The organism is Hyphomonas adhaerens MHS-3, assembly GCF_000685235.1.
In the GTDB taxonomy this organism is placed as follows: Bacteria; Pseudomonadota; Alphaproteobacteria; order Caulobacterales; family Hyphomonadaceae; genus Hyphomonas; species Hyphomonas adhaerens.
This window is the reverse complement of sequence record NZ_ARYH01000001.1, coordinates 1291350-1315264: the sequence shown is the minus strand read 5'-3', so window position 1 is coordinate 1315264 and position 23915 is coordinate 1291350. Positions and strand designations below refer to the sequence as shown.

At 62.2% G+C, this 23915-nt stretch carries 24 protein-coding genes; 3 read left to right on the top strand and 21 right to left on the bottom strand.

Going from position 1 to position 23915, the window contains the following annotated elements; all coding sequences use genetic code 11:
- Positions 1-9: 9 nt before the first annotated feature.
- Positions 10-2871, bottom strand: a complete 2862-nt coding sequence (locus HAD_RS06550) for a YncE family protein (RefSeq protein WP_035570083.1) — start codon at positions 2869-2871, stop codon at positions 10-12.
- 148 nt (positions 2872-3019) lie between these two features.
- A complete protein-coding gene (locus HAD_RS06545) occupies positions 3020-3517 on the bottom strand; it encodes a GFA family protein (RefSeq protein ID WP_051595984.1) in 498 nt (165 codons plus the stop codon).
- 429 nt (positions 3518-3946) lie between these two features.
- On the opposite strand from HAD_RS06545, the gene HAD_RS06540 reads away from it, so the two are divergent.
- The 3 genes from HAD_RS06540 to HAD_RS06530 all read left to right on the top strand — a co-directional run bounded on the left by HAD_RS06540 (position 3947) and on the right by HAD_RS06530 (position 7025).
- Entirely contained in the window at positions 3947-5161 is a 1215-nt protein-coding gene (locus HAD_RS06540; protein ID WP_051596227.1) for an ammonium transporter, read from the top strand.
- A gap of 53 nt (positions 5162-5214) precedes the next feature.
- Positions 5215-5994, top strand: a complete 780-nt coding sequence (gene pgeF / locus HAD_RS06535) for a peptidoglycan editing factor PgeF (RefSeq protein ID WP_035570082.1) — start codon at positions 5215-5217, stop codon at positions 5992-5994.
- A gap of 92 nt (positions 5995-6086) precedes the next feature.
- Positions 6087-7025 (top strand): ribose-phosphate pyrophosphokinase, encoded by a 939-nt coding sequence (locus tag HAD_RS06530; protein WP_035570081.1) that lies wholly within the window; start codon positions 6087-6089, stop codon positions 7023-7025.
- An 85-nt stretch (positions 7026-7110) separates the two neighbouring features.
- Here HAD_RS06530 and HAD_RS17850 read toward each other — a convergent pair whose 3' ends face one another.
- From HAD_RS17850 to HAD_RS06435, 19 genes are all read right to left on the bottom strand, one after another.
- The gene (locus HAD_RS17850) at positions 7111-8517 is read right to left on the bottom strand and encodes a M23/M56 family metallopeptidase (protein ID WP_051595983.1); all 1407 of its coding nucleotides are present in this window, start codon (positions 8515-8517) and stop codon (positions 7111-7113) included.
- A complete protein-coding gene (locus HAD_RS06520; protein ID WP_035570080.1) occupies positions 8514-8900 on the bottom strand; it encodes a BlaI/MecI/CopY family transcriptional regulator in 387 nt (128 codons plus the stop codon). Before HAD_RS06520 ends, HAD_RS17850 begins: the two co-directional genes overlap by 4 nt.
- A gap of 168 nt (positions 8901-9068) precedes the next feature.
- Positions 9069-9347: a hypothetical protein gene (locus HAD_RS06515; RefSeq protein ID WP_035570077.1), complete on the bottom strand. Its 279-nt coding sequence runs from the start codon at positions 9345-9347 to the stop codon at positions 9069-9071.
- An 89-nt stretch (positions 9348-9436) separates the two neighbouring features.
- Positions 9437-10153 (bottom strand): molecular chaperone DjiA, encoded by a 717-nt coding sequence (locus HAD_RS06510; RefSeq protein ID WP_035570075.1) that lies wholly within the window; start codon positions 10151-10153, stop codon positions 9437-9439.
- An 80-nt stretch (positions 10154-10233) separates the two neighbouring features.
- The gene (locus HAD_RS06505) at positions 10234-11124 is read right to left on the bottom strand and encodes an ion transporter (RefSeq protein ID WP_051595982.1); all 891 of its coding nucleotides are present in this window, start codon (positions 11122-11124) and stop codon (positions 10234-10236) included.
- Between the two features lie 108 nt (positions 11125-11232).
- Positions 11233-11706: a YybH family protein gene (locus HAD_RS06500; protein WP_051595981.1), complete on the bottom strand. Its 474-nt coding sequence runs from the start codon at positions 11704-11706 to the stop codon at positions 11233-11235.
- Positions 11707-11778: 72 nt separating this feature from the next.
- Positions 11779-12321, bottom strand: coding sequence for an HdeD family acid-resistance protein (locus HAD_RS06495; protein ID WP_051595980.1), 543 nt, complete (start codon positions 12319-12321; stop codon positions 11779-11781).
- Complete coding sequence (locus HAD_RS06490; protein ID WP_035570073.1) at positions 12321-14048, bottom strand: AmpG family muropeptide MFS transporter; 1728 nt, start codon at positions 14046-14048, stop codon at positions 12321-12323. The genes HAD_RS06495 and HAD_RS06490 overlap by 1 nt, the downstream gene beginning before the upstream one ends.
- The gene (locus tag HAD_RS06485; protein ID WP_051595979.1) at positions 14045-15529 is read right to left on the bottom strand and encodes a response regulator; all 1485 of its coding nucleotides are present in this window, start codon (positions 15527-15529) and stop codon (positions 14045-14047) included. Before HAD_RS06485 ends, HAD_RS06490 begins: the two co-directional genes overlap by 4 nt.
- 66 nt (positions 15530-15595) lie before the next feature.
- Positions 15596-17143, bottom strand: coding sequence for a YifB family Mg chelatase-like AAA ATPase (locus HAD_RS06480; RefSeq protein ID WP_035570071.1), 1548 nt, complete (start codon positions 17141-17143; stop codon positions 15596-15598).
- 69 nt (positions 17144-17212) lie between these two features.
- The gene (gene dusA, locus HAD_RS06475; protein ID WP_035570068.1) at positions 17213-18187 is read right to left on the bottom strand and encodes a tRNA dihydrouridine(20/20a) synthase DusA; all 975 of its coding nucleotides are present in this window, start codon (positions 18185-18187) and stop codon (positions 17213-17215) included.
- Between the two features lie 45 nt (positions 18188-18232).
- Positions 18233-18568, bottom strand: a complete 336-nt coding sequence (locus tag HAD_RS06470) for a hypothetical protein (protein ID WP_035570066.1) — start codon at positions 18566-18568, stop codon at positions 18233-18235.
- Between the two features lie 3 nt (positions 18569-18571).
- Positions 18572-19648 carry an EscU/YscU/HrcU family type III secretion system export apparatus switch protein gene (locus HAD_RS06465; protein WP_035570065.1) on the bottom strand — a complete coding sequence of 359 codons (1077 nt, stop codon included), beginning with the start codon at positions 19646-19648 and terminating at the stop codon, positions 18572-18574.
- Between the two features lie 8 nt (positions 19649-19656).
- Complete coding sequence (locus HAD_RS06460) at positions 19657-20358, bottom strand: flagellar biosynthetic protein FliR (RefSeq protein ID WP_241765311.1); 702 nt, start codon at positions 20356-20358, stop codon at positions 19657-19659.
- Positions 20359-20411: 53 nt separating this feature from the next.
- Positions 20412-22430: a flagellar biosynthesis protein FlhA gene (locus HAD_RS06455; protein ID WP_051596226.1), complete on the bottom strand. Its 2019-nt coding sequence runs from the start codon at positions 22428-22430 to the stop codon at positions 20412-20414.
- Positions 22431-22498: 68 nt separating this feature from the next.
- On the bottom strand, positions 22499-22762 hold the full coding sequence (locus tag HAD_RS06450) for a flagellar biosynthetic protein FliQ (protein WP_035570059.1): 264 nt from the start codon (positions 22760-22762) through the stop codon (positions 22499-22501).
- A 16-nt stretch (positions 22763-22778) separates the two neighbouring features.
- Positions 22779-23084, bottom strand: a complete 306-nt coding sequence (gene fliE / locus HAD_RS06445) for a flagellar hook-basal body complex protein FliE (protein ID WP_035570058.1) — start codon at positions 23082-23084, stop codon at positions 22779-22781.
- A gap of 23 nt (positions 23085-23107) precedes the next feature.
- Positions 23108-23491, bottom strand: coding sequence for a flagellar basal body rod C-terminal domain-containing protein (locus tag HAD_RS06440; protein ID WP_035570056.1), 384 nt, complete (start codon positions 23489-23491; stop codon positions 23108-23110).
- A gap of 11 nt (positions 23492-23502) precedes the next feature.
- Entirely contained in the window at positions 23503-23859 is a 357-nt protein-coding gene (locus HAD_RS06435) for a flagellar biosynthesis protein FlgB (RefSeq protein ID WP_035570054.1), read from the bottom strand.
- Positions 23860-23915 lie beyond the last annotated feature (56 nt).

The window sequence follows — 23915 nt, the reverse complement described above, 5'->3', positions numbered from 1 at the left end:
CGGACGCCATCATTTCAACAGGTTCAACACCTGAACGGTGATGGGATCCGCTGTGGCCCCCAAATTGGATGTCATGATCACCTGGCCGGAGCCATCTTCAGAATAGAATATCCGTGCGGCCAGAACGGGATAAAGTGTGCCGCCTATGGGCACGTCACGCAATTCGGCGGCAGATTTCCGGGTGAGAGTCTGATCATCATAGAATGCGACTTTTCCATTCAGGCTCGGCACGTTCGCCGAATTACCGATGACCACGGCCCACTCCCCTGTCTCGCTGGAGTGATCCGCCCAGGCCGCGAAGATACCGTCCTGAATTGTCTTATCGAGCAGCAAATCCTCACTGTCATTGCCTGAGACTGTGAATAGCTTGCCGGTCGCGGTCAGCATCCGCTGCCCGTCTTCGCTGAACCAGATATTTCCACCCAGCTCATCCTTGTCGACACCGATCGTTTCTGACCGGATCGATTGAACGGGCAGAGTCGTCGCGTCCCATTTCCGGAGAATGGCGGGCGTTTGCCTCGTCGTGACACCATAAATCCAGTTTTCCAGCGGATGCATGCGCAGCAGCGTGCCGAGAGAGACGCTATAATTGAGACTGACCTGGTCTGATCCGAAGTCAACCGTGACGAGAGGACCAGTGTTGCCGCGCTCCGTATTCATGTGAGCGCGCCCGTTCCGGTCCAGAACGATATCGCCCCAGTCCCAGGCAGTCGGCGCGCTGTCGACGACTTTGGCTGTCTGGAGGTCGACAAGATTTAGAAGACCCGAGAGAGAGAGGGCCGCCTGCAGACCGTCAGGACCAATCCCGATCCGGTATGCCTGCCGCTCTAGTGGAACGATTTCCTCCTTGAAGGTCAGAAGATTGACGAGATGGATCGAAGACTCCCCGTCCACAATATAGGCGAGCGTCGAAAGTGGTTTCGAGTACTCTGCATCAAGAATGTCCCCTGGCAACCTGTAGAATACGGCATCTTTTCCGGGAGAGACTAGGACCCCGATCTGCCGAACGACCTTATGGACGCCATCACTCACCGTCAGCTCCAGCGTGTACTCGCCTTCCATGGCAGGCGTCATGCGGACGACCGCTGTGTCTGCGTTTTCCAGAGTCGCCCATCCAGGGGAAGGTTCGGCTGCAACGCGCCAACTATAGGTCAGAGGCAGCCCCTCTGGGTCCAAGGTATCGCTCGCGTCGACGGTAACAGCCTTCCCGGCATATGTTGCGGAATATTTCTGCACGGACACTTCCGGTGGCAGGTTCGCACCCGCCGGATATTCAAGCGCCGTCACCAGTATGTAGTGATCCACATTCATTGTCAGATGATCTGTTGCCAGAATGCGGAGCGAAAGATCCGTCTGACTCGCAATAATGTCTCGCACAACCAACTGGTTGCCGCTTGACCCATGCTCCAACGGCATCTCGATCGTATGGATCAGCTCAAAGTTCCTGGAGTCATACACCAGAATCTTACTCTGATACGCGTCATTCGGGGGGCCCAGCACATACCAGTATTTTGTAATCGGGCTATACGTCGCACTCTGCACGGCACCCAGATTGTAGATCTTTCCGATCGTGGTCATATCCGTTGCCGGATCATCGGAAAGCCGTACGACCCGCCCGCAATTGGTCAGCATCGCGCTTCCGTCGCCGCTTATCCAACCGGTTCCGCAAGTACCGCTTGCGTCGGCCGCCTCACGATAGTCGGAAAACACCCCATCCGAGATCGTGTACCGGCCAAGCACATCCGGAGACACATTCGCCATGAAATACAATTTGTCACCGGAGGGAGGCATGTACCCCCTCGAGTCCGGATACCGGCCCGGAGTTGTTATGCTCTCGCCATTTTCCATGTTTACCGACACCAGATCGGTACTGCCATCCCGCTGGTCTGTTATGTAGGCGATCCCCTCGTCGGACACGACGAGGTTAACGGGAGAGGCGCCCACAGGCCATGTGGCGACGACCTCGGCTTTGTCGAGATCAACAAAGGTCACGGCGTGATAAGATCCCAGCGCAGCGAGGTGTCCGTTCGGTGATACGGCCACGCCTATCACACCGTCGCCCGGAACAGAGACCAGTTTCGGTTCTCTCACCCCTTCATCGAAGATTGCTATTTGGCGCTGCAGTCTGACCACCAACCGGCCGCCACCAGGTTGCACCCCCATCGCCCCGAACCCGACGGGCAGCTTACGGACAGAAAATTTGCTGGCAAAGATCACAGGAATATCGACGGTGACCGTATCGTACCCGTCCGATACGGTCAGGGAGAAGCCGTACGCCCCTTCCACGTCGAAAGAGGTCGTTTGGATGACGCCGTCATATGTCGTGCCAACCATCACACCCGCCGGAGCCGTCTCCAGGGTCCACGTATATGTCAGCGGCTGGCCGTTGATATCCGTCGTTTCCACCGCAGTCAGTTCGATGTCTTCTCCAAGCGCAGGCATAGAAAGTGAGACAGCTGCCTTCGGCTCGGGCGCATCGTTTTCAAGGCTGACCACAATCGTGTCATGTCCCGATGCGCCTGCGGGGTCCGTGACGGTCAGCTCTATTTCATAAGTCCCGGGCGCCCGTGCCTGCAGCTTTGGCCGCACATCTGTCGCATCATTGAATTGCGCGCCTGCGCCCTCAGGTTCCGATACGATGACCCATTCAAAACTCAATGCATCGCTGTCCGGATCCCAACTCTGGCTGCCGTCCAGCGGCGTGCCGTCAGCTTCAATATGGGCGGAAAAACTTTCACCGGCGGCAGATACAGGGGCCTGGTTCGGCGAAGATGCTGGCGCAGATGTTCCGGATCCTGAACCGCCACCCCCACCACACGCGGCAACCCACATCAATGCCGCTATCGCCGCAGCAAGCCTCTGCTTCGCCATTTCACCCCTCCGTTGGAAGCAGCAGACTTCAACACTGAAGCCCCAAACAGCAACCCCTAATTGCTGGAAACTCCGAACAAACTTCCAGAACTCCCCCATTAGGTGAACAGGTAAACCGCAGGGCCCCCGCTCAGGGGTAATGCCGTCTTCAACTCGACACTGAGTAAATCCGGTCGAAATGGGCCCAGAGCGCCCGGCGGGTGGAGTTGAAGGCTTCGATGACGAGGGCGTCGCTGGCGGCGACGGCGTCGGGGGCGGCTTCTTCGGTGAAGATGTGGGAGGTCGGCACCGCCCAGGACGGATCGTCCAGCGTGCCCGCGCACAGGATGACGAGATCCGGCGCGGCGTCCGGCAGGTGCCACATCCGCGTGCCGCATTCCGTACACCGCTCGATCGGGATCGTGTGCCCGCTTCCGCCGGTGCGCCGGAATGTGTCGAATGTCCCGGACGTCACGGCCAGCGCAGGTTTCGGAACATGCAGATAGACGCCGAAGGTCGCGCCTGACAGGCGTTTGCAATCATCGCAATGGCAGGCGTTCACCGCCTTCGGGCGCGCGGTGATCTCATACCGGACGGCGCCGCAATGGCAGCCGCCATGGAGCGGGACGGACGGAACGGGCGGGCGGGCAATATCGGCGCGGATCATGCCGGCGATCCTATCCGGCAATTCTACCTGAACAACTCTTCTGTCTCTTCATTTTCGCTCGGGGCTTCCCCCCCTCTCCGGAACGCCCTGCGTCAGACGGGGCGCCCAGAAAGAATGCAGACGCGATCACATAGCGATCAGACATCGCGCCAAAACGCCCCGAAATCGCTCAAAACTTGCACGCTTCTCGCTCAAACCAGCCTATATATTAGGCATAATTGATCACACGGGTGACCCGCGCCCTTAAATAACTTGGCGGTCCGGCGCACTCGGACCCTGTTTTTCCCAAACCAATAGACGCGAGTGGAGGGCAAGTTCACACGCGTGAACTGAATGAGGGAGCTGACATTGGGACACAATTCAACTGCGGCGCGCTTCGGCGTGCTCTCGCTGCTGTGCGCGGTATTTTCTGCGCCAGCCTTTGCAGACATGGGCACCAGCGCGGGGGACACCGCCTGGATCCTCACCGCCACCGCGCTCGTCCTGTTCATGACCCTGCCCGGCCTCGCCCTGTTCTATGGCGGCCTGGTTCAGGCCAAGAACCTGCTCTCGGTGCTGATGCAGTGCATGGCGATCGCCGCGCTGATGAGCATCGTCTGGCTGGTTTGCGGATATTCCCTCGCCTTCGGGCCGGGCGATGGCGGCATCATCGGCGGCTTTGCGAAATCCTTCGCCGCAGGGGTCACCGCGGCGCCGCTGGACGGCCAGTCCATTCCCGAACCGCTCTTCATGATGTTCCAGATGACCTTTGCGATCATCACCCCGGCACTGATCGTGGGGGCCTTTGTGGAGCGGGTGAATTTCGGGGCGATGCTGGTCTTCTGCGCGCTGTGGCTGCTGCTGTGCTACGCGCCGGCCGCGCACTGGGTGTGGGGCGGCGGCTGGCTGGCCGGCATGGGCGTCATCGACTTTGCGGGCGGCATCGTCGTGCACACCACGGCCGGCGTGTCCGCTCTCGTCTTTGCCCTGATCATCGGCAAGCGGGCGCACTTCCCCAAGGACATGCATCCGCCGCACAGCCCCGGCTTCGTCATGCTGGGCGCGGCCATGCTGTGGGTCGGCTGGTTCGGCTTCAATGCCGGCTCGGCCCTCGGCGCCAATGGGGACGCCGCCCGCGCCATGCTGGTGACGCACACCTCGGCCGCCACCGCGTCCCTCGTCTGGATGGGCATCGAATGGGTCAGCTTCCGCAAGCCCACGCTGGTCGGTATCGCGACCGGCATGGTGGCCGGCCTTGCCACGATCACGCCTGCGGCCGGCTCTGTCGGCCCGGCCGGAGCGATCGTCATCGGGGCGGCCAGCGCGCTGGTCTGTTATGGCGCGGTGGTGCTGATCCGGCAGAAACTGCAGATCGACGACAGTCTCGACGTGTTCGCCGTGCATGGCGTCGGCGGCATTCTCGGCAGTCTCTCCCTGCCCTTCCTGGCCGCGTTCGGCCCGCTGGCGCCGGGCCTGTCAAAGCCGGTCTTCACCCAGTTCGGGATCCAGCTGCTGGGCGTCGCGGTGGTCGCGCTCCTGTCGGCAGTGGTCACCGCAGGCCTGCTCTACGCCATCCGCACCGTGATCCCGCTGCGTGTTTCACCGGAGGATGAAGAGGCCGGGCTCGATTCCGCCACGCATGGCGAAACCGCTTATCACCAATAGGCGGCGCGGCCCGGTAACTTGACAGGGCGGTCGGGGCACAGCACGCCTGAACCATGCCAGAGACTGCCCTGCCCCCTTTCGAAACCGCCCCCGGCCTTGCCGGCCTGAAAGGCATCCGCCACGGATTCTTCGGGCGGGCCGGCGGAGTCTCCACCGGGCTCTATGCCAGCCTCAATGCCGGGCCGGGCTCGGGCGACGACCCGGCCGCGGTGGCGCAGAACCGGGACATCATCCGCCAGGCCATGGGCGCGGACGTCCTGCTGTCCTGCCACCAGATCCATTCGGCGCAGGTGGTCCACGTCACGGACGCCTGGGACACAGACCGCCCGCAGGCCGACGCCATGGTCACCACGCTGCCGGGCTTTGGCCTCTGCATCCTGACGGCGGACTGTACGCCGGTCCTCTTCGCGGACGCCGAAGCGGGCGTGATCGGGGCGGCGCATGCCGGCTGGAAAGGCGCCCTTGGCGGCGTGCTGGAGGCAACGGTCGCCTCTATGACCGAGCTCGGCGCCCGGCCGGGCCGCATCCACGCGGCCATCGGGCCGACGATCGGCCAGGCCAGCTATGAGGTCGGCCCGGAATTCCGCGACACCTTCCTGGAGGCCTCCCCCGCCAGCGAGCACCTGTTCGGTCCCGGCCAGGGAGACCGCTATCATTTCGACCTGCCCGGCTATTGCAGCGCCAGTCTCGTCGCCATGGACATCGGCCACATCGTCAATCTCGACCTCGACACCTGCGCCCTGGAAGACGCCTATTTCTCCAACCGGCGCCGCAATCATCGCGGCGAGCCGGACTATGGCCGAAATGCCTCAGTCATTATGCTTGCACCGTAAAAAGTGGCCTTGGGTGCCAGAGTCCGGTTGCGACTCGCCGCTCACTGTTACAAAAGCATCGCCATCCGGGGCAGCACAGGGTCACAGCCAACATGAAACTTCTCGCTTGCAACGCGAACCGCCCGTTGGCCGAGGCCATTGCCGACTATCTGGACATGAGACTGACCCGCTCGGAGGTGAAATCCTTCGCAGACGAGGAAATCTTCGTCCGCATCGATGAGAACGTCCGCGGCGAGGACGTCTTCGTCATTCAGTCGACCTCTCACCCGGCCAATGACAATCTGATGCAGCTGCTGATCATGATGGATGCGCTGAAGCGCGCCTCGGCCCGGCGCATCACGGCGGTGATCCCCTATTTCGGCTATGCCCGGCAGGACCGGAAGACCGACGGGCGCACGCCGATCTCGGCCAAGCTGGTTGCCAATCTGATCTCCTCGGCCGGCGCCGACCGCGTCCTGACCGTCGACCTGCACGCCGGCCAGATCCAGGGCTTCTTCGACATCCCGACCGATAACCTCTTCGGCAGCCCGGTGATGATCGACGATATCAAGGAACGCTACGGCAAGGACAAGATCGTGGTCGTCTCGCCGGACGTCGGCGGCGTGGTGCGCGCGCGGTCCCTCGCCAAGCGGCTCGACGATGCAGATCTCGCCATCGTCGACAAGCGCCGCCCCGAAGCCGGCAAGTCAGAAGTGATGAACATCATCGGTGATGTGAGCGGCAAGCGCTGCATCATGCTGGACGACATGTGCGACTCGGGCGGCACGTTGGCAAATGCTGCTGCAGCCCTGAAGGAAGCCGGTGCGAAATCGGTCTCGGCCTATGTCAGCCACGGCGTCCTGTCCGGCAAGGCCGTCGACCGGATCGAAAAATCGGTGCTCGACGAACTGGTGATGACCGACACGATCGCCCCGTCGGACGAAGCGAAGAAATCCAAATCCATCCGCATCCTGCCGATCGCGCCGCTGCTGGGCGAAGCCATCCGCCGCATCGCGAACGAGGAAAGCGTCTCGAAACTCTTCGACCGCTAAGACCCGGCCATCCGGAACGAAAAAGCCCGCAGCATTGCTGCGGGCTTTTTGTTTGGGGGATGAGGATCAGTCTTCGCGACCGCCCTCAGGGGTTGGCGGCAGGAAGTTTCAGATCGTCTGCCAGAACGAGGCCCTCCTCCGCCTGCGGATCGACAGCAACACCGCCGCGCAGGACTTCAAGATGCAGGTGCGGGCCGGTGGCCTGTCCGGACTCGCCAAGCGTGCCGATGACATCGCCCGGCTTTACCGTGTCCCCTGCCTTCACCTTCATGGATTTCAGCTGGGCAAAGCGCAGCACGGTGTCGCCGCCGGCCTGCATCTCCACAAGGTTTCCATAGGCGTCTTTTTTGGTTGCCGATGTGATCACGCCGGCCGATGGCGCATAGACGGCTACGCCCGATGCATCGGCGAGGTCGACGCCATTATGCGTTTTCATTTCGCCCGTGATCGGATGTTTACGCGGGCCGAACGCGCTCGTCAGGCGGGCCTTGTCCAGCACGGCATGGCTGTAGGTGATGGCTGCGCCGGGCGCAGCGGCAGCGCCCTTTATCAGCATGCCCTGCGCAATCGCCATCGGGGCGGCGCAGGCAAGCGCAAGTGCCATGACAAGGCCAAGACGGCGCGGACGGGTTTTTTCTGTCAGCAATTGGTTGAGACGCATCTTCAGGGTTCCTTTCTTCCGGAGGATGAATGCCGCCACAGGCAGCACCGCCTCATCGCGCGACACGCGCGCAGCAGACGTCAGGGTCCGGGCATAGGCGATCCGGTCGCCCGTCAATTCGACCGTGTCTTCATCGACAACCGCTTCGCGCCAGAAATCGAGCTGGCCGCGAATCCACCAGGCAAAGGGGGAGAACCAGAAGATGTCCGCCACGATCCGCTCAAGCGGCCGTGCAATCAGGTCGCCCCGTTTCAGGTGAACCAGTTCGTGCACGATGACCTCGCTCGCCCCTGCCCCATTGATCAGGGCAGCCGGGACGTAGACGGATCGTTTCAGGATGCCTGCAAGGAACGGCGCCCCGCGCGGGATGACCTGCACATGCGGCGTGCGGGCGAGGCCGACGGCTTCCGCCCAATGGCCAATCGGGCGGCGGGTGCGCATGGCGCGCGCCTTCAGCCGCTGCAAGCGCACCTGGCTGATCGCCCACAGCAGAAAGCGGACGGCCCAGCCCGCCGCGATGACGGCCAGGATCAGCGTGCCAATGTCCGGCATTCTAAGCCCGGCGGCCGGTGCGGCGGCGCCAGTGCCTTGCGGCGGTACGGCCATAACCGGCTCCAGCAGTGGCAGCTCGGCCAGCGGCGCGGCGATGTCGGCAGAAAATCCCGGCACGACCAGCGAGGCGGCAAACGGCGCGGCGAGCGCAAGCCCTGCCCCGCGCCAGATGGCCTGCGCCACTTTCGGCGGCGGCTGTTTCCGGCAGATCAGGCTGGCACCGGCCCAGACGGCCGCGCTCCAGCCCAGCGCGAGCAGGACAAGACCCAGCGGGCTCATGACTTGCCCCCTTTCGTCTCATCCTCGGCGGCGTTGATGATGGCGTCCAGTTCGTCCAGTTCGGCATCGGACAGATGCGGGCTTTCGGCAAACAGGGCGGCCGGGATCGGCCCGTCCATGTCGAGCACTTGCCGGGCCAGATGGCGGACAAGCCCGCCCAGCGTGGCGGTGCGGTCCAGCACGGCGGAGAAGACGGCCATGCCATGCATGTCCTGGCGTTCCACCCACCCCTTCTCTTCCATCCGGGCGATCACGGTGCGCGTGGTGGACGGCTTCCACCCCTGCCCCGGACCGACGGCCTGATGCACTTCGCGCGCGCTCTGCGGCCCGGCGGACCAGAGGTGCTTCAACACGATGAGTTCGGAGGAATTGGGCTGGGACATGGCTTCACCTGTGCCGGGGTCACTATCAAGGTCACCAACTCACTACACTTGTAGCGCATTCGCGTCAAGTGACATGCGCGCAAAAGCAAACGGCCCGCGGGAAACGGGCCGTGTTGAGGGTGTATAGACGGTCTATAGAGGGTGTTGTTGAGGGTCCCGGAGGGACTTTTATTCCACCGTCCAGCCGCGCGGTGTGCGCCGGGCTTCCAGCGTCACAGTCTCCTCGCCGGCGTCTTCCGCCTGGCGACGTGTGCGGCGGGCCCCGGCAAAGCGCATGACCAGAGCCGCCGCGCCCAGAAGCACGCCCGCAATCGCTGTCATCACGGCGACGATGCCAGCTGTCAGGACCAGCATCATCCCGATCATCACCTGAAGAAACAGGGCAAGTCCGGCCCGGAGGGCAGCGGCGAAATCAAATCCGGCGGGATGGGGAGCGGTCTGTGTCATGGCAATTCCTTATGCCCTTTCAACATGGCGGCATCATGGCCGCCCGTCAACGAGACGCAGGCGGTACCTCACAAAAAGCTTCAGCCTGCTCAATATTCCTGCCGGATCAGCAGGCCCCGCTCGGTCCGGATCTGCGCATAGGCGGCGGTGATCGCTGCAGCCTTGGCATGGGCGGCATCCTCGAATTCCCGCGGCGCGCCCATCTGGATCACCCGGTCGGGGTGGTGATCCGCCATCAGGCGCCGATAGGCCGCGCGGATGACATCGAACTCGGCGTCGTGGGCCACACCCAGAACGTGATAGGGATCGTTCCGGTCCGGCCCCATATGGGCGGCCTTGATCCGGCGGAACGTCGCTTCGCTGAAGCCGAAGGCCTCCGACACATTCTGCAGATAGGTCAGCTCGTCCTGTGTAATGACGCCGTCCGCGCCCGCGATCTGGAACAGGCCGTCCATCACGCCTTCCAGCAGGCAGGGCCGGTCATGGTAGCGCCGGCCGATCCGGCGGGCATAGCCCTCATAGCCCCGCACCGTCTGGCGGGCGAGATTGAACACCCGGCGTACATTGTCGGCCTCTTCCGGCGGGGCACGGAAGACGCGGGAGAACACCATGATTTCCTTGTCGGAAACGGTGCCGTCCGCCTTGGCGAGCTTGGCGCCGAGGCCAACAACCGCTGCAGTAAAGCCCACATCGTTCGGGTCCGGCGCGCACGGAACCTCCCCCGGGTCGCGGGCTTCGTCCTCATGCGTGATGTCGGGATCAAAAAGGCGTCTGCCGCCTTCAAGAAGTCGCGTCCACAGGCTCATCGTTGCCGCCTTATAGCAGAATTTTCAAATCTTGGGAGGCCGGGTTGCTGACAGTTGCGTGAAGCACGCTTAATGCATTTCTACTCGCCGGGGCCGGGCCGGGCGGCGACCGCTGCTTTAAGCTCCGCCATTTCCTGTTGCAATTGCTTCAGAACAGCCAGGACTTCGTGTCGCGCATCATCGGCCTCGCCGCGCTCTTCCTCGAACTCCTCCTCCAGGTCCTCAAGCCCTTCTTCGAGCACCGCTTTCTGCTCGGCTGCCAGCGAATCCACGACCAGGGCGATGAACAGGTTGAGGATGGCGAAACTGGCCACGAAGATGAAGATCAGGAAGAACAGCCACGCCATCGGGTGGCCGTCATCGATCACCTTCTGCATGACTTCAAACCGCCAGCCATCCATGGTCATTACCTGGAACAGGGACAGGGCCGAGCTTGGCAGGTCCCCGAACAATTGGCGGACTTCCTCGGTCTCGGTATTGCCGAACATGTTGGTGGCCATCACCGCAGCGACATAGGTCACCAGCGCCAGCACGGCGACAATCGCCCCCATGCCCGGCAGGGCCTTGAGCAAGGCTTCGGTAATCCGGCGCATCACCGGCACGACATGCAGCAGGCGCAGCACTCGCAACACGCGCAGGGCCCGCAGGACGCTGAACGCGCCCCCGCCCGGGATCAGCGAAATACCGACGACGATGAAGTCGAACCAGTTCCAGCCCACCCGGAAGAACTGGAGCCGGTAGACCACCAGCTTCAGCAGGATCTCCACCGCGAAGACATAGGTGATCCCATGGTCCATGACCTCCAGCGTCAGGACCAGTTCCGCCGGCAGGGAATGCCGGTAGGTCAGGATGCCCAGGATCACGGCGTTGAAGATGATGAGGCCGGTGATGAAACTGCGGAACCATGGCCGCTCGATCGAGCGTTCCAACGCAAAATTCGCCGTCGTCTGGTCGAGTGTCGCTCGTTTCATGCCGGTCCCCTGACACTGCGGCCACAGGGGCCCCTGCCTGCTTTTGCCGCCAAAGTCCGGGCCTGCCAAGCCGCAGGCCCGAGGTCATTTCATGGCAGACCGATGGCCTTAACCGGCAGACGTGGTCGTGTCGGAAACGATCTTCCACGTACCGCCCATCTTGCGCAGGACCAGCGTGTAGAGCCCCCACGGCGTCCCTTCGCGTCCTGTCAGCTTCCACCGTCCGTGCGCGACGGCGGCATCCGGACCCAGCAGCACGATCTCGTAATCGTCGGTCACCAGCGTGCCCATCGTCTCCGGACCGCCATAAGTATTGTGGTAGCGGGCATTGGTCTCGTCCCAGCCGCGCGTGACCTTGCCGCCGGACGCAAAGCGCAGCTCAGGCGACTTCCAGTAGCCGTCCATGAAGCCATCAATGTCGCCCCGGTTCCAGGCCGCATCCTGCGCTTCAAGCATGGCCGTGATCGCAGCGGTCTCCGCCTCGCTCTGGGCGTTGATGGCAGCGATCGGCGCGGCGTCCTGCGTGGTACAAGCCACCAGCGGCAGGCAGGCGACGGCGGCGGCAGCGAAAAAGGATTTCATGGGACGGCTCCGGTCGGTTGCGGGTGTACCGAGCCTAGAGCGCGCCGCTTCGGGGGGCCAGCCCCTGCCCGTTCAGTCCTTGACGTCGCGGAGCATCAGGCCCGCCGCAACGAGCCAGAGTCCGTTCGACATAAGATCGATCCCCAGCAGCAGGCCGAGCAGCGTGGCTGCCGCTTCCGGCAGGTTCATCAGCACGAACACGGCCAGCAGGATCGAGATCGTCCCGCCGACCACCAGCCAGAGCCAGGGGCGGAACGGGCGCAAATTTGTCCCCGCCAGCACCAGGATCACGCCTTCCAGCATGAACAGGAACGCCAGGATCAGCGTCAGAGAGACGAGCCCGCCCAACTGATTCGCCAGCAGCATGACGCCCAGAAGGATCTGGAGGACGCCCATACCAAGGTCGAACCAGGACAAGCCGAATGGCGAGCGCAGCGTGAAAGCCACCTGCATCCCGCCCAGCAGGATAAACAGGAAGGCCACGATCTGCAGGACAAAGAATGAAGCGGCAACAGGATTCAGAAGGGCGAACAGGCCGCCTAGCAGCGACAGCACGCCCATCGCCACATAAAGCCGCCAGTGGCCGCCAAGACCTTTGGGACGTTGGTTTTCCATCAGGCGTCTCCTTGCTTTGCTGCACGGGCTTCCCGTGCCTGCCGCCACCATTCCAGAATGCTGAGCACGACGGCAACACCCCCGAGCCAGAACGTGATGATGAAGACCGTATAATAGCCCTGTTGTTCGATGATCTCACCCAGCCAGGGCCGGCCCAACGTCCCGATCAGCATCGTCAGGGACCCGAGCAAGGCATACTGGACCGCCGCAAAGCGCGGGTTCACGACAGATGTGAGATACGCCACGATCGCGACACTGGCGAAACCTCCGGCCAGGTTCTCCCCGGCAATCGCCATCATCAGGCGCGCCAGACGTGGCCCCGCATCCGCGCCATGTGCGTCTGGCGAAATGTCTGCGGCAACCGCAGCAAAGGCCCGCAACGGCTCTCCGAGGTGGGTAAAATCGAGGAAGGCATCGATGGCCACACCGCCCGCCGCAAGGTCTGCGAACAGGAGGTTGGTGACCGCGGCCAGCACAGCCCCTGCCACCAGGACAGGCATGCGGCCGACAATGCCCATGACGACGCCGCCAAGTGCGGCCCCGGCCATGATCATCAGGATGCCGAAGAATTTCGAGGCAATCGCGACATCCGCCGTGGAGTGATGCAGCGCGCCGAACCGGTCATCGAGATAGAATGGATAGGCAAAGGCGCCCCAGACCGCATCGGTAAACCGGTAGGTCAGCGCCAGCAGCAACACGAACAGCGCGCCCCAGCCGAGCCGGCCAATCAGGTCCATCAGCGGATCGAAAATGGCCCGGAACAGGACCCGGACCGCCCGGGTCAGGCGGCTGGTGCCCGGCGCATCGATCAGCACGGTGCCCGGCTCGCGCCCATGCCGCGCCAGAAGCGTGGCCGCGATCAAGGCCGGGAACAGAACCGTAAACGCCACGATGACCGGTCCCTGCTGGGTCACAAAGGCCCGTGCGCTTGGCGGCGGGTCCTGTGTCAGGGCGCCAAAGACAAACCAGATGATCATGCACAGAGCGATCAGCCAACCGGTTGCGATCCCCCAGGTGACAAGGTTTCGTTCCGATTCCGGCAGGTTCGACTGATAGCTGGGCCGGGCATGTGCCGGATCGTCGGAGCGCTCCGGCTCGGGCGCCACAAACGTCCCGGCCACGGCAAACAGCATCATCAGGGCAATCATGCCGTAGACCAGCGGCCAGCCGATATATCCGACAAGCAACAGGGCGACGAAGCCGGTCACGAAGCCAGACGCCCGGTAGCCAAGCTGGTAGATGGCGGACATCAAATCCTTGTCTTCGTCCGAACGCGCCACTTCGATCCGCCAGGCATCCAGCACGATGTCATGCGTTGCCGACAGGAGCGCCGCGCTCAGGGCGACCAGCGCAACCAGGCCGATTGCGTTGGACGGATCGCTGAACGCCAGAACGCCAAGCAGGATGGCAATCGGGACCTGGAAGGCCAGTAGCCACATCCGCCGCGGCCCCAGCCACCGGACAGGAAAGGACGCGTCCTGGAACGCCGGAGCCCAGAGATATTTGAAGGAATAGCCAAGCGTGATGATCGACAATGTGCCGATGGTGGACGGCTTGATACCCTCCTGGGTCAGCCAGGCATTCAGCGTCCCGAGCACGGCGCCGTAAGGCAATCCGGCCGCAAAGGAGAGCATCAGCATCGCCGCCATGCGGCGGTCTTTCAGGGCCCGGAGGGCGCGGACGGCCCGGGAGGGTTTCTTCGCCGGTAGCGCGGCTTCACCGCTCATGCGGCGCCGGCCTTGCCTGTTGCGCCGGTCCAGCGGATGGCCAGCGCCCGCAGGGCCTGCGGTTCAATCGGCTTGGCGACCACTTCATTGGCGCCGGCTGTGATTGCCTGACGCTCGATATCGGCATTCACTTCGGCAGACACGGCGATCACGGGCACATCCGCCCCTTCGGCGCGCAACCGGCGCATGGCTTCAAATCCATCCATCTCGGGCATGCGGAGATCCATCAGGACCAGGGCGGGATTCATGCTCTTCGCGGCCTCCAGCGCTTCAATACCTGTCGAGGCGACTGTGACGGTAAATCCGGCCGATTCCAAGGCACGCCGTGCAATCATCGCATTGACCGGATTGTCATCCGCGATCAGCACGCGCCCGGCGCCCGTCAGCTTTTCAGGTTCGTCCGCCGGCAGGCCGCCCGCTTTCACGACGAACACACGTTCGACCAGCGAGGAGGCCCGCAGCGGCCGCACAAGCCAGCCGACACAGCCCATCGCCTTGAAGCGGGCGATGGCGCCCCGGTCTTCCGGACGCAGAACGATCAGCGCAGGTGCCTTGCGGGCGAGCGCGCGGATGGTTTCTTCCGACTGCTCCGCCCCGATCAGCAGGACATCGACCTCCGGCGGGACGTGGCCAGACGACACATCAATGCGAACCGGCCGGGCCGATGCATCCATCAGGGCGGCGGTTGTCGACAGGCACGTTGCCGGCGGCAGACCGGCGAGCCCCACCACCGCATCCAGGACCGGCAGGTCATGCGTTGCCGGCAAGTCGGCCTTTTTCAGCGGCAGACGCACGGAGAAGCACGTGCCGAGGCCTGGCTCCCCCGTCACTTCGATGTGTCCGCCGAGCAGGTCTGTCAGGCGCTTCACAATGGCGAGGCCGAGGCCAACGCCGCCATCCTTGTAGGCATCCTGGCGGCTGGACTGACGGAACGCTTCGAAAAGCCGCTCGCGATCGGCAGGCGCAATGCCGGGGCCGGTATCGATGATCCGGTATTCCAGTCCATCCGGTTGAGCGCATATATCCAGCAGGACGGCGCCGGTTTCGGTGAATTTCAGGGCATTGCCGACCAGGTTGAACAGGATCTGCCGGATGCGCCCCGCATCGCCGGAATAAGACGGCATCGGCAGGTCAGATGCACGTGCCGCAATATCGAGCCCGGCGGCGTGGGCGCGCGGGCTGAGCAGTTCCACCACTTCGCGGCCAAGACGGACCGGACAGAAAGCCTCGGCCTCCAGTTCGATGGTCGAGGCATCAAGGCGCGCATAATCGAGCACATTGTTCAGGAGATCCAGCAGCCGGGAACCGCTGAGCCGGATGGCTTCGGCATATTCCCGTTGGGACGGCTCCAGCTCGGTTTCCAGCAACAGCGAAACCGTGCCGAGAATCCCGTTCAGCGGCGTGCGGATTTCATGGCTCGCCGCAGCGAGGAATGTCTCTTCCGGGCGCGGCTCGCCCGGCAGCAGGGGTGGCTTGGTCATGGAGGCATCCTGCAGCAGACGCTTTAGGAATTGTTTAAATCGGCCACACGTTTCGCGGCCGGTTTCCTAACGGGCCATGGCCTGCGCGTTGACCCCTTCCCCCTGCCCGGCCGGACGCTGGCGGTAAGAGAGGGCTTCGGCAATGTGAACGCGGCGTACACCATCTGATCCGTCGAGGTCTGCAATCGTTCGCGCGACTTTCAGCACGCGGGAATAGCCCCGCGCCGTCAGGTTCAGCCGTCCTGCGGCATCCGCCAGCAACGCGCCCCCCGGCGGGTCGGGCCGGGCGACTTTTTCCAGTTCCGGCAGCGGGGCGTCGGCGTTGACGGGCCGGCGCGTATCGTCCCCTGTCTCGCCGAACCGGTCGGCCTGGATATTCCGCGCTACCGCCACACGGGCGCGGGCTTTCGCAGTGCCTTCGGAAGGCGGCGGCAAGGCGAGGTCCACGGCGGTGACGGGCGGCGTGTCGAAGTAAAGATCAATCCGGTCGAGGAACGGGCCTGACAGGCGGGACTGGTATTGCTGTGCGCATCTGGGTCCGCGCGTACACGCAGCCGCCCCCGGGCCGCCCCCGCACCGGCACGGGTTCATCGCCGCGATCAGCTGAAACCGCGCGGGATACCGCACATGCCGGTTCGCCCTGGCCACCACAGCCTCCCCCGCCTCCAATGGCTGGCGCAGGCTATCGAGCACATTGGCTGGAAATTCCGGCAGCTCATCCAGAAACAGGACACCATGATGCGCCAGCGAGACCTCTCCCGGCTTCGCCTTGATCCCGCCGCCGACCAGCGCCGCCATCGAGGCCGAATGGTGCGGCGCCCGGAAAGGCCGCGTGCGCGACAGGCGTCCACGTTCCAGCAGGCCGGAGATCGACTGGATTTGCGAAACCTCCAGCAGCTCCCGCGCACTGAGTGGCGGCAACAGACCCGGCAGGCGCTGGGCCAGCATCGACTTGCCCGAACCGGGCGGACCGCAGAACAGCAGGTTGTGCCCGCCCGCCGCGGCGATCTCCAATACCCGCTTGGCGCCCTCCTGCCCTTTGACATCTTTGAGGTCAGGACCGGGCGGCGGCTCAGCCAGCAGGCCCGCCTTGGGCGCTCCGATGGCTTCACGTCCGGTAAAATGATTTATCAGGGCGATCAGGCTGCGCGCGGCAATCACGCTGCCCCCGGCCCAGGCGGCCTCGGCACCGCAGATTTCCGGGCAGATCAGCCGCAAATCCATCGACTCCGCCGCCATGGCAGCAGGCAGGACGCCAACCGTTTCCCCAAGGCCGCCATCGAGCGACAGTTCCCCTATGGCGGCATAACCGTCCAGCTGGTCGGCCGGGATCACCCCCATGATGGCCAGCATGGCGAGCGCGATGGCAAGGTCGTAATGGCTGCCCTCCTTGGGCAGGTCCGCAGGGGCAAGATTTACGATTACACGCTTCGGCGGCAAAGCGAGCCCAAGCGACGCAAAAGCGGCGCGCACACGCTCCCGGCTTTCGCCAACGGCCTTGTCCGGCAGGCCGACAATATGGAAATTCGGATTTCCGCCCGTGAGTTGTACCTGAACATCAACGGGCTGCGCATCCACGCCCTCAAATGCAAATGTGGTGACCCTGCAGACCATCGCCCGTTTCCCTTCCAGCGGGAAAATGGTTAACACGCAGACCCGAACAAATAAAGAACAAATTTGGTGTCAGGCCGGGGCGCGATCCTTCACGGCGTCCAGCGCGGCATCGAGCACGTCCAGCCCCGCCCCATCACGCGGCGCCCGTTCCGACAGGGTCCGCCGCCACAGGCGCGCGCCCGGCCGGCCATTGAAGAGACCCAGCATGTGACGGGTCATGCCATGCAGTCCGTCCCCTGCGTCCAGGCGTGCCGCCATATAGGGGCGATAAGCCTCCACCGCCTCGAACGGCGAAACGACCTCCCCCTGCCCGAAGAGGGTTGCATCGACCTCCCCCAGAATGGCGGGCGTCTGGTAAGCTGCCCGTCCAAGCATGACGCCATCGAAGCGCTTCAGATGCTCCGCACACGCCGCAATGTCAGGAATGCCGCCATTCAGAATGATGGTCAGGTCCGGCCGGGCCGTTTTCAGATCGGCGACCAGCTCATAATCGAGCGGGGGAATGTCCCGGTTCTCTTTCGGCGAAAGCCCTTTCAGCCAGGCCTTCCGGGCATGCACGGTGAAGACCTCGCACCCGGCCGCAGACACCTTGTCGATAAAGGTGAACAGGGTCTCGCGCGCCGGCAAATCGTCAATGGCGATCCGGCACTTCACGGTGACAGGAATGGACACCGCCGCCTTCATTGCGGCCACGCAGTCTGCCACGAGATCCGGCTGCGCCATCAGGCACGCGCCGAACGCGCCCGACTGCACCCGGTCGGACGGGCACCCGCAATTGAGGTTTACCTCGTTATAGCCGAAGCCTTCGGCGATGCGCGCCGCCTCGGCCAGCTTCTGCGGGTCGCTCCCGCCGAGCTGCAGGACAAGCAGGTGCTCGGCCTCACTGAAGCCAATCAAGCGTTGCCGGTTGCCATGGATCACGGCATCCGCCGTCACCATCTCCGTCCAGAGCAAGGCCCGTTTCGACAGGCACCGGTGAAATGCCCGGCAATGCCGATCGGTCCAGTCCATCATGGGGGCCACGGAGAAACGATAGTCGATCATGGGCGGTCTTGTGGCGAGCTGGCTGTCAAAGATCAAGCACCGCGGTCAGGGTCGGCCGCCCTCCCGGCGCAGGCGGTCTTCGGAATCGAAGGCCCGTTTCAGAGCTTCGCGGGCGGCACTGAATTCCGTTTCCTTCTCGGCGATCTTCGCGCGGCAGGCCTGAATGGCGAAGGTCTGGCGCTGCGCGTATCCGTGCTCATAGGACAGGATATGCGACTCGATCCCGCCCGCCTCGCCATTGAGTGAGGCCAGGTCCGCTTCGAGCCGCTGCAAGTCTGTCTTCAGCGCGGTGAGCTCCTGCTGCACGCTGAGCAGGTGCTGCTCGGCCCGCTGGCGTTTGAGGGCAACAAGCTTCTGAAGGGGCGGGCCTTTTTGCGCCATCCCCTACTCCATGTGCCTTTTCACACGTTCGACGAAATTGATCGCGGCAGCCACAGCGGCAAAGTGTTCGGGGCGGATTTCTTCGTCCACCTCGACAAGGCCGTACATCGACCGGGCAGCTGGCGGATCCCGATAGATCGGCACGTTGTTCGCTGTGGCAACCTCACGGATGCGCGCCGCGAGATGGTCGACACCCTTGGCCACGCAGACAGGTGCCTTGCTGGAGTCAGGGTCCCATTTCAGCGCGACGGCATAATGCTCCGGGTTGACCATGACCACAGTCGCATCCTTCACATTGGTCAGCATTTGGCCGCGCGATATTTTCTGTGCTTTCTGGCGGCGTTGCTGCTTAAGTTGGGGATCCCCCTCGGACTGTTTGAGTTCCTTTTTCATGTCCTCACGCGTCATCTTCAGTTGGTTGGCGTGAAGCCGGCGCTGCAGTGGCAGGTCAATTGCCGCGAGCACGAACTGGAACAAGAGGAACCAAAAGATAAGTTTGAGCACCTGCGCAAACGTGAATTCGGCGAACTGGCCCTGCTGAATGGCGCTGGAGGCGTAATAGTCCTGGGCGAGCTGCACGAGAAAGACGATGGCAATGGTCGCCGCAAATATCAGTTTTACCGTGTCTTTCAGGAAATCCAGCAAGCCTTTCGCGCCATACTTTTTCTTGATGTTTTCGAAGGGTGACAGTTTTTTTGGATCCGCCTGAATCTTCTTTGCTGAAAAAGAGATGGAGCGCTGGGCAATGAGCGCCAGCATGACAATCGCGCCAAGGATGAGAAGCACCGGGGCAAACTTGATGAGGGTCGTGGACAGCCAGCTGCGGGTCTCGCTCCCTCCCGAATCGAAGATGTCTTCCGAGAAGGAATCCGCGTGGTACAACATCGACGAAAAGTCCTGGAACACCGAATTGCCGATGGCCAACTGCAGGACGACTGCCGCCACCATGGTGCCGACGATCAATGCCAGAGTATTGGCTTCCTTCGACTGCGGAACATTGCCTTCCTCACGCGCCTGCTGGCGGCGCTGCTCGGTGGCCTCGAATTCCTTTTCGCCGCTGTCTGATTCCTGCTCGGCCATGATCTACCTCACTGCCAGACGACGATATCAGGTATGCGGCCTTCCCACACCACCAGCATGCCCATGATCGACAACGCCAGAAGGATAATACCGGCGCCGATCATCAGCGGCGCGCCGACAAATGCCACCATCAGCGAAGGCAGCGCCTTGTTGATGAAACCAAGGCAAATATTGTACAGCAGGTTCACTGCCACAAACGGCCAGGCCAGCATGATCGCAAGCCCGAAAGCCGACAGGAACGCCTGGACCAGCATATCCTGGTTCATTGCTTCCAGCGCCCCGATCGGCACATCCGTATAAAGACGCAGCAGGCTCGCAATCGCCTTGATATGAAAATCTGCTGACAGCAAAAGCGCCGCCCCTGCCATCGACAGCAAATTGGCCGTCATGGTCTGCTGTTCATGCTCCAGCGCAATCCCCAGGAGCTGTGACAATCCAATGGATTGTGAAATCACGGTGCCGGCAATGCTGAGCATCCAGATGGTGACCCGCATCACCACGCCAAGGGAGAAACCGATAGCCACCTCCGTTGCCAGCACGCCCGCATATGAAGCGAATGAATCGGCCGGCGGTGGCGCAATGAACCCGGATATCGAAAACATGGCGGAGAGCGCGAGCAGGATCATCACCCGCATCTGAAGCGGAACCGTCTGTTCGCCGATGCCCGGCATGAAGAAGACGATAAAGCTCAGCCGGGCGACAATCACCATGACCAGTGCGATCCAGGTGGATAATGCGTCCGGGACGGGCAAGCCCCCCAGCATCAGACAACGCCGATGATATAGGGCTTCGTCTTGGCGTTGATTTCCTCATAGGCCAACACGGCATTGCGAATGCCTTTGCTGACGAGCACGGTCTGCAGGAAGCGGCGCCGGCGCGAAGTTGTCGCGACAGATGCAATCACACCTTTGCGGGCCGCTTCATTCAGTTTTGTCTGGACCAGATTCGTCAGCTCACCAAACAGTTCCGGCGGCAACGCAATGTCGCTGTTACCGTTTTCATTTGTGATTTCGTACTGGGCAAATTTCTGCTCCCAATTGGTGGAAAGCTGGACCAGCGGGAGGCGGCCCTGCTCGTCCTGGAGGCGGTCGACAATCTGGAAGGCGAGCCGCTGGCGCACCATTTCGACAGACTTCTGGATGTTCGCGCCCGCCTGCTTGGCTTCGGCCAGGGTCTCGACGATGAGGAACAGATTGCGGATCGAGACGCGCTCTTCCAGCAGCAGACGGATAACAGACAGCAGCAGCTCCGGTGTAACCTTGCCGGGGATGTACTCGTCCAGGAACCGGCGATTGGAAGCGGCACGCTCAGGGTCGGACACCTTGGTCAGCGCGTCCAGCGTGTCGAGCATCACCATGCGGGTGAAGATCAATGAGAAGTTCGACTGGATCACTTCCAACATGTGCGTGGCAAGCACTTCGATCGGGTCGACAGCGGGGATTCCGGAGGCGGCCAGTTCCTGTTTCTTACCGGAGGAGAGCCACCGTGCAGCCGCCTTGTAGACCGGTTCCTTGACTTTCTCGCCATCGAGATGCGGCAGTTGGTCATCTTCGAGCAGCGCCAGAACGGAGCCCGGCCGCAAGAAGCCGGAATCGATCCTGACGCCCTGAATGCGGATGCGGTACTCGTTCTTTTTCAGGATCGGATTGTCCGTCATCCGGATCGGCGGAAGGACAAAGCCGTATTCCTCGGCAATGTACCGCCTGATCTTCTGGATCCTGCTTTCAAATCCGTTGTCGCCCAGGAGGACAAGGTTCACGAGATCCGGCGCGACTTCGAGGTGGATCTCATCGGAGTGAATGGAGTCGCCAAACTTGATCGGCTCAGGAACGTTCTCCTCCAGCGCCAGTTCCTTGTCGGCTTCCACTTTCTGGTGCTTCTGGTGAATGAACCAGGCAGCCGTCGCGAAGCCGATTGCAGCCAGCATGAATGGAATGAAGGGCAGCCCCGGGAACAGCGCAAACACGCCAAGAATGCCGGAAACGATGAAAAGCGCCGTTGCGTTGGCGCCCAGTTGCGCCACCAGCGCGAGATCGATGGCGCCGTCTTCCCTCCCCTTCGACAGAAGGAGCGCGGCAGCGACGGAGACGATCACGGCCGGGATCTGGGAAACAAGACCATCACCGACGGTCAGGATCGAGTAATTGCTGAGGGCTTCAGAGAAGCTGAGATGGTGCACGGTCAAACCGATACCGATACCTGCCAGCAGGTTCAGCGCGGTAATCAGCAGGCCCGCGATGGCGTCGCCCTTCACGAACTTTGAAGCACCATCCAGAGAGCCGAGGAATGCGGCTTCTTCCTGTTCTTTCTGCCGGCGCTGCTTGGCCTCTTCGTGCGAAATGGCCCCAACAGCAAGGTCTGAGTCGATGGCCAGCTGCTTGCCTGGCATGGCGTCAAGGGCGAAGCGGGCGCCGACTTCGGCCATACGGCCTGCGCCCTTGGTGATAACCATGAAGTTCACGATCACCAAAACGCCGAAGACAACGAGGCCCACAAACAGATTGCCGCCCATGATGAACATGGCGAAGCCCTGGATCACGCCGCCAGCAGCATCCGTACCCGTATGACCATCGCCGATGATCAGCTTGGTCGAAGACACGTTCAATGCAAGCCGCAGGATCAGCGAGGCAAGCAACACGCTGGGAAAGGATGAGAAGTCCAAAGGCTTCTCGATGAAGATCGATGTCGTGAAAATCAGGATCGCGAAAGCAAACGAACAGGTCAGTCCAATGTCCATCACCCAGGCCGGTACAGGCAGCACCATCACCAGGATGACCATCATCAGACCGATTGCCAGAAGCGCGGTTGGGTTCGACAGCCCGAAAAGTTTCTTTGTATCCACGGCGGGGCCTATTCTGAAATGAGCGGCAGGACGTAATTGTTAAAAAGATCAAGTGCGATGCGGGTCATGTAACCAAGCGACAGGAAAAACACGACGACGACAGCAAAGATCTTGGGAATGAAGGTCAGCGTCATCTCCTGGATGGAGGTCAGCGCCTGCAGAAGACCGATCACAAACCCAAGGATCAGCGTCGTCACCAGGATCGGCAGAGCCATCATGGCGGCGCCCCATATATGCGCCCTGAGAACCTCGAAGATTTCCGCTTCAGACATGCCGCACCCTCCGGCCTCAGACCGGCATCCGCAGCAGTTCCTGGTAAGCCTCGACCACTTTGTCACGGATCGTCACGGCAGCGTCGAGCATCATCTCGGCATTGGCGAGCGCAGCAACCATGGCATGCGGATCGGCACCGGACACAGCCGTGTCCACCGCGGCGCCTTCCGCCTGCTGCAGCGCCGCACGGAAGTCGGAAATTCCCTCCGCTACGACATTCTTGTCGTCGCCTGTTTTCGCGGCAGCGCCAGCCGAACCGGCGGCGTCTGCAGGGCGCGCGGTATTAAGCGCCGTATAGGCGTTGAACCCCACTGTCGACATAACCCATCTCCCCTCTTACCGCATCAGCGGCGTAGAACATCCAGCAATGACTGGTACATCGTGCGGGCCTGCTGAAACGAGTTCAGATTGGCCTCGTAGGTGCGGTTGGCATCACGCAAGTCCGCCATTTCCGTAATCAGGGAAACGTTGGACATGGTGACGTAACCGTCGTCATCGGCCATCGGATTGGACGGGTCATACTCCCTCTGACCCGGTGTCTCATCCAGCATGACCTTGGTCGCCGCAAAATCCGCCCCCGTCCCGGGGAGCGCTTCCTGCAGCAAAAGTTTGCGGCGGTATCCGGGGGTGTCGACGTTCGAGATGTTCTCCGACGCCACCGTGACACGCTGCTGTTCCAGCGACATGCCGGAAACGGCCTGCATCATGATTTGTTTGAGTGGGTTCATTCAGACCTCCCTCAATACTTTCCGAGCGCGGTACGCAGCAACTCAAGCGACTTGGAATAGACCGTCATCGCCTGTTCGTGTTGACCGGCCGCCTCAGCCGATTTGAACATTTCCATCTCGATGCTGACCGAATTGCCGCTGGGCGAGACGGGTCCGTTCGTCTCGACGACTTTAAATGACGTATTCAGCCCTGTGTGCGCAGCGCTATTGGAGGCGCGCGCAAGATAGGACTCGAAAGACTCAAGTTGTTTGGCCTTGTAGCCGGGTTCGTCGGCATGCGCGATATTGGTCGCGCTGACCTTCTGGCTCTCCGCGGCGTAACGTGCCATTGCGCCGTAGATTTCAAAAAGCGGAAGCTGGGAAATCATGACAGACTCGTCTTGGTTAACTCGTTAACAAGACTTCAAGCGATAAGTTGAAGAAA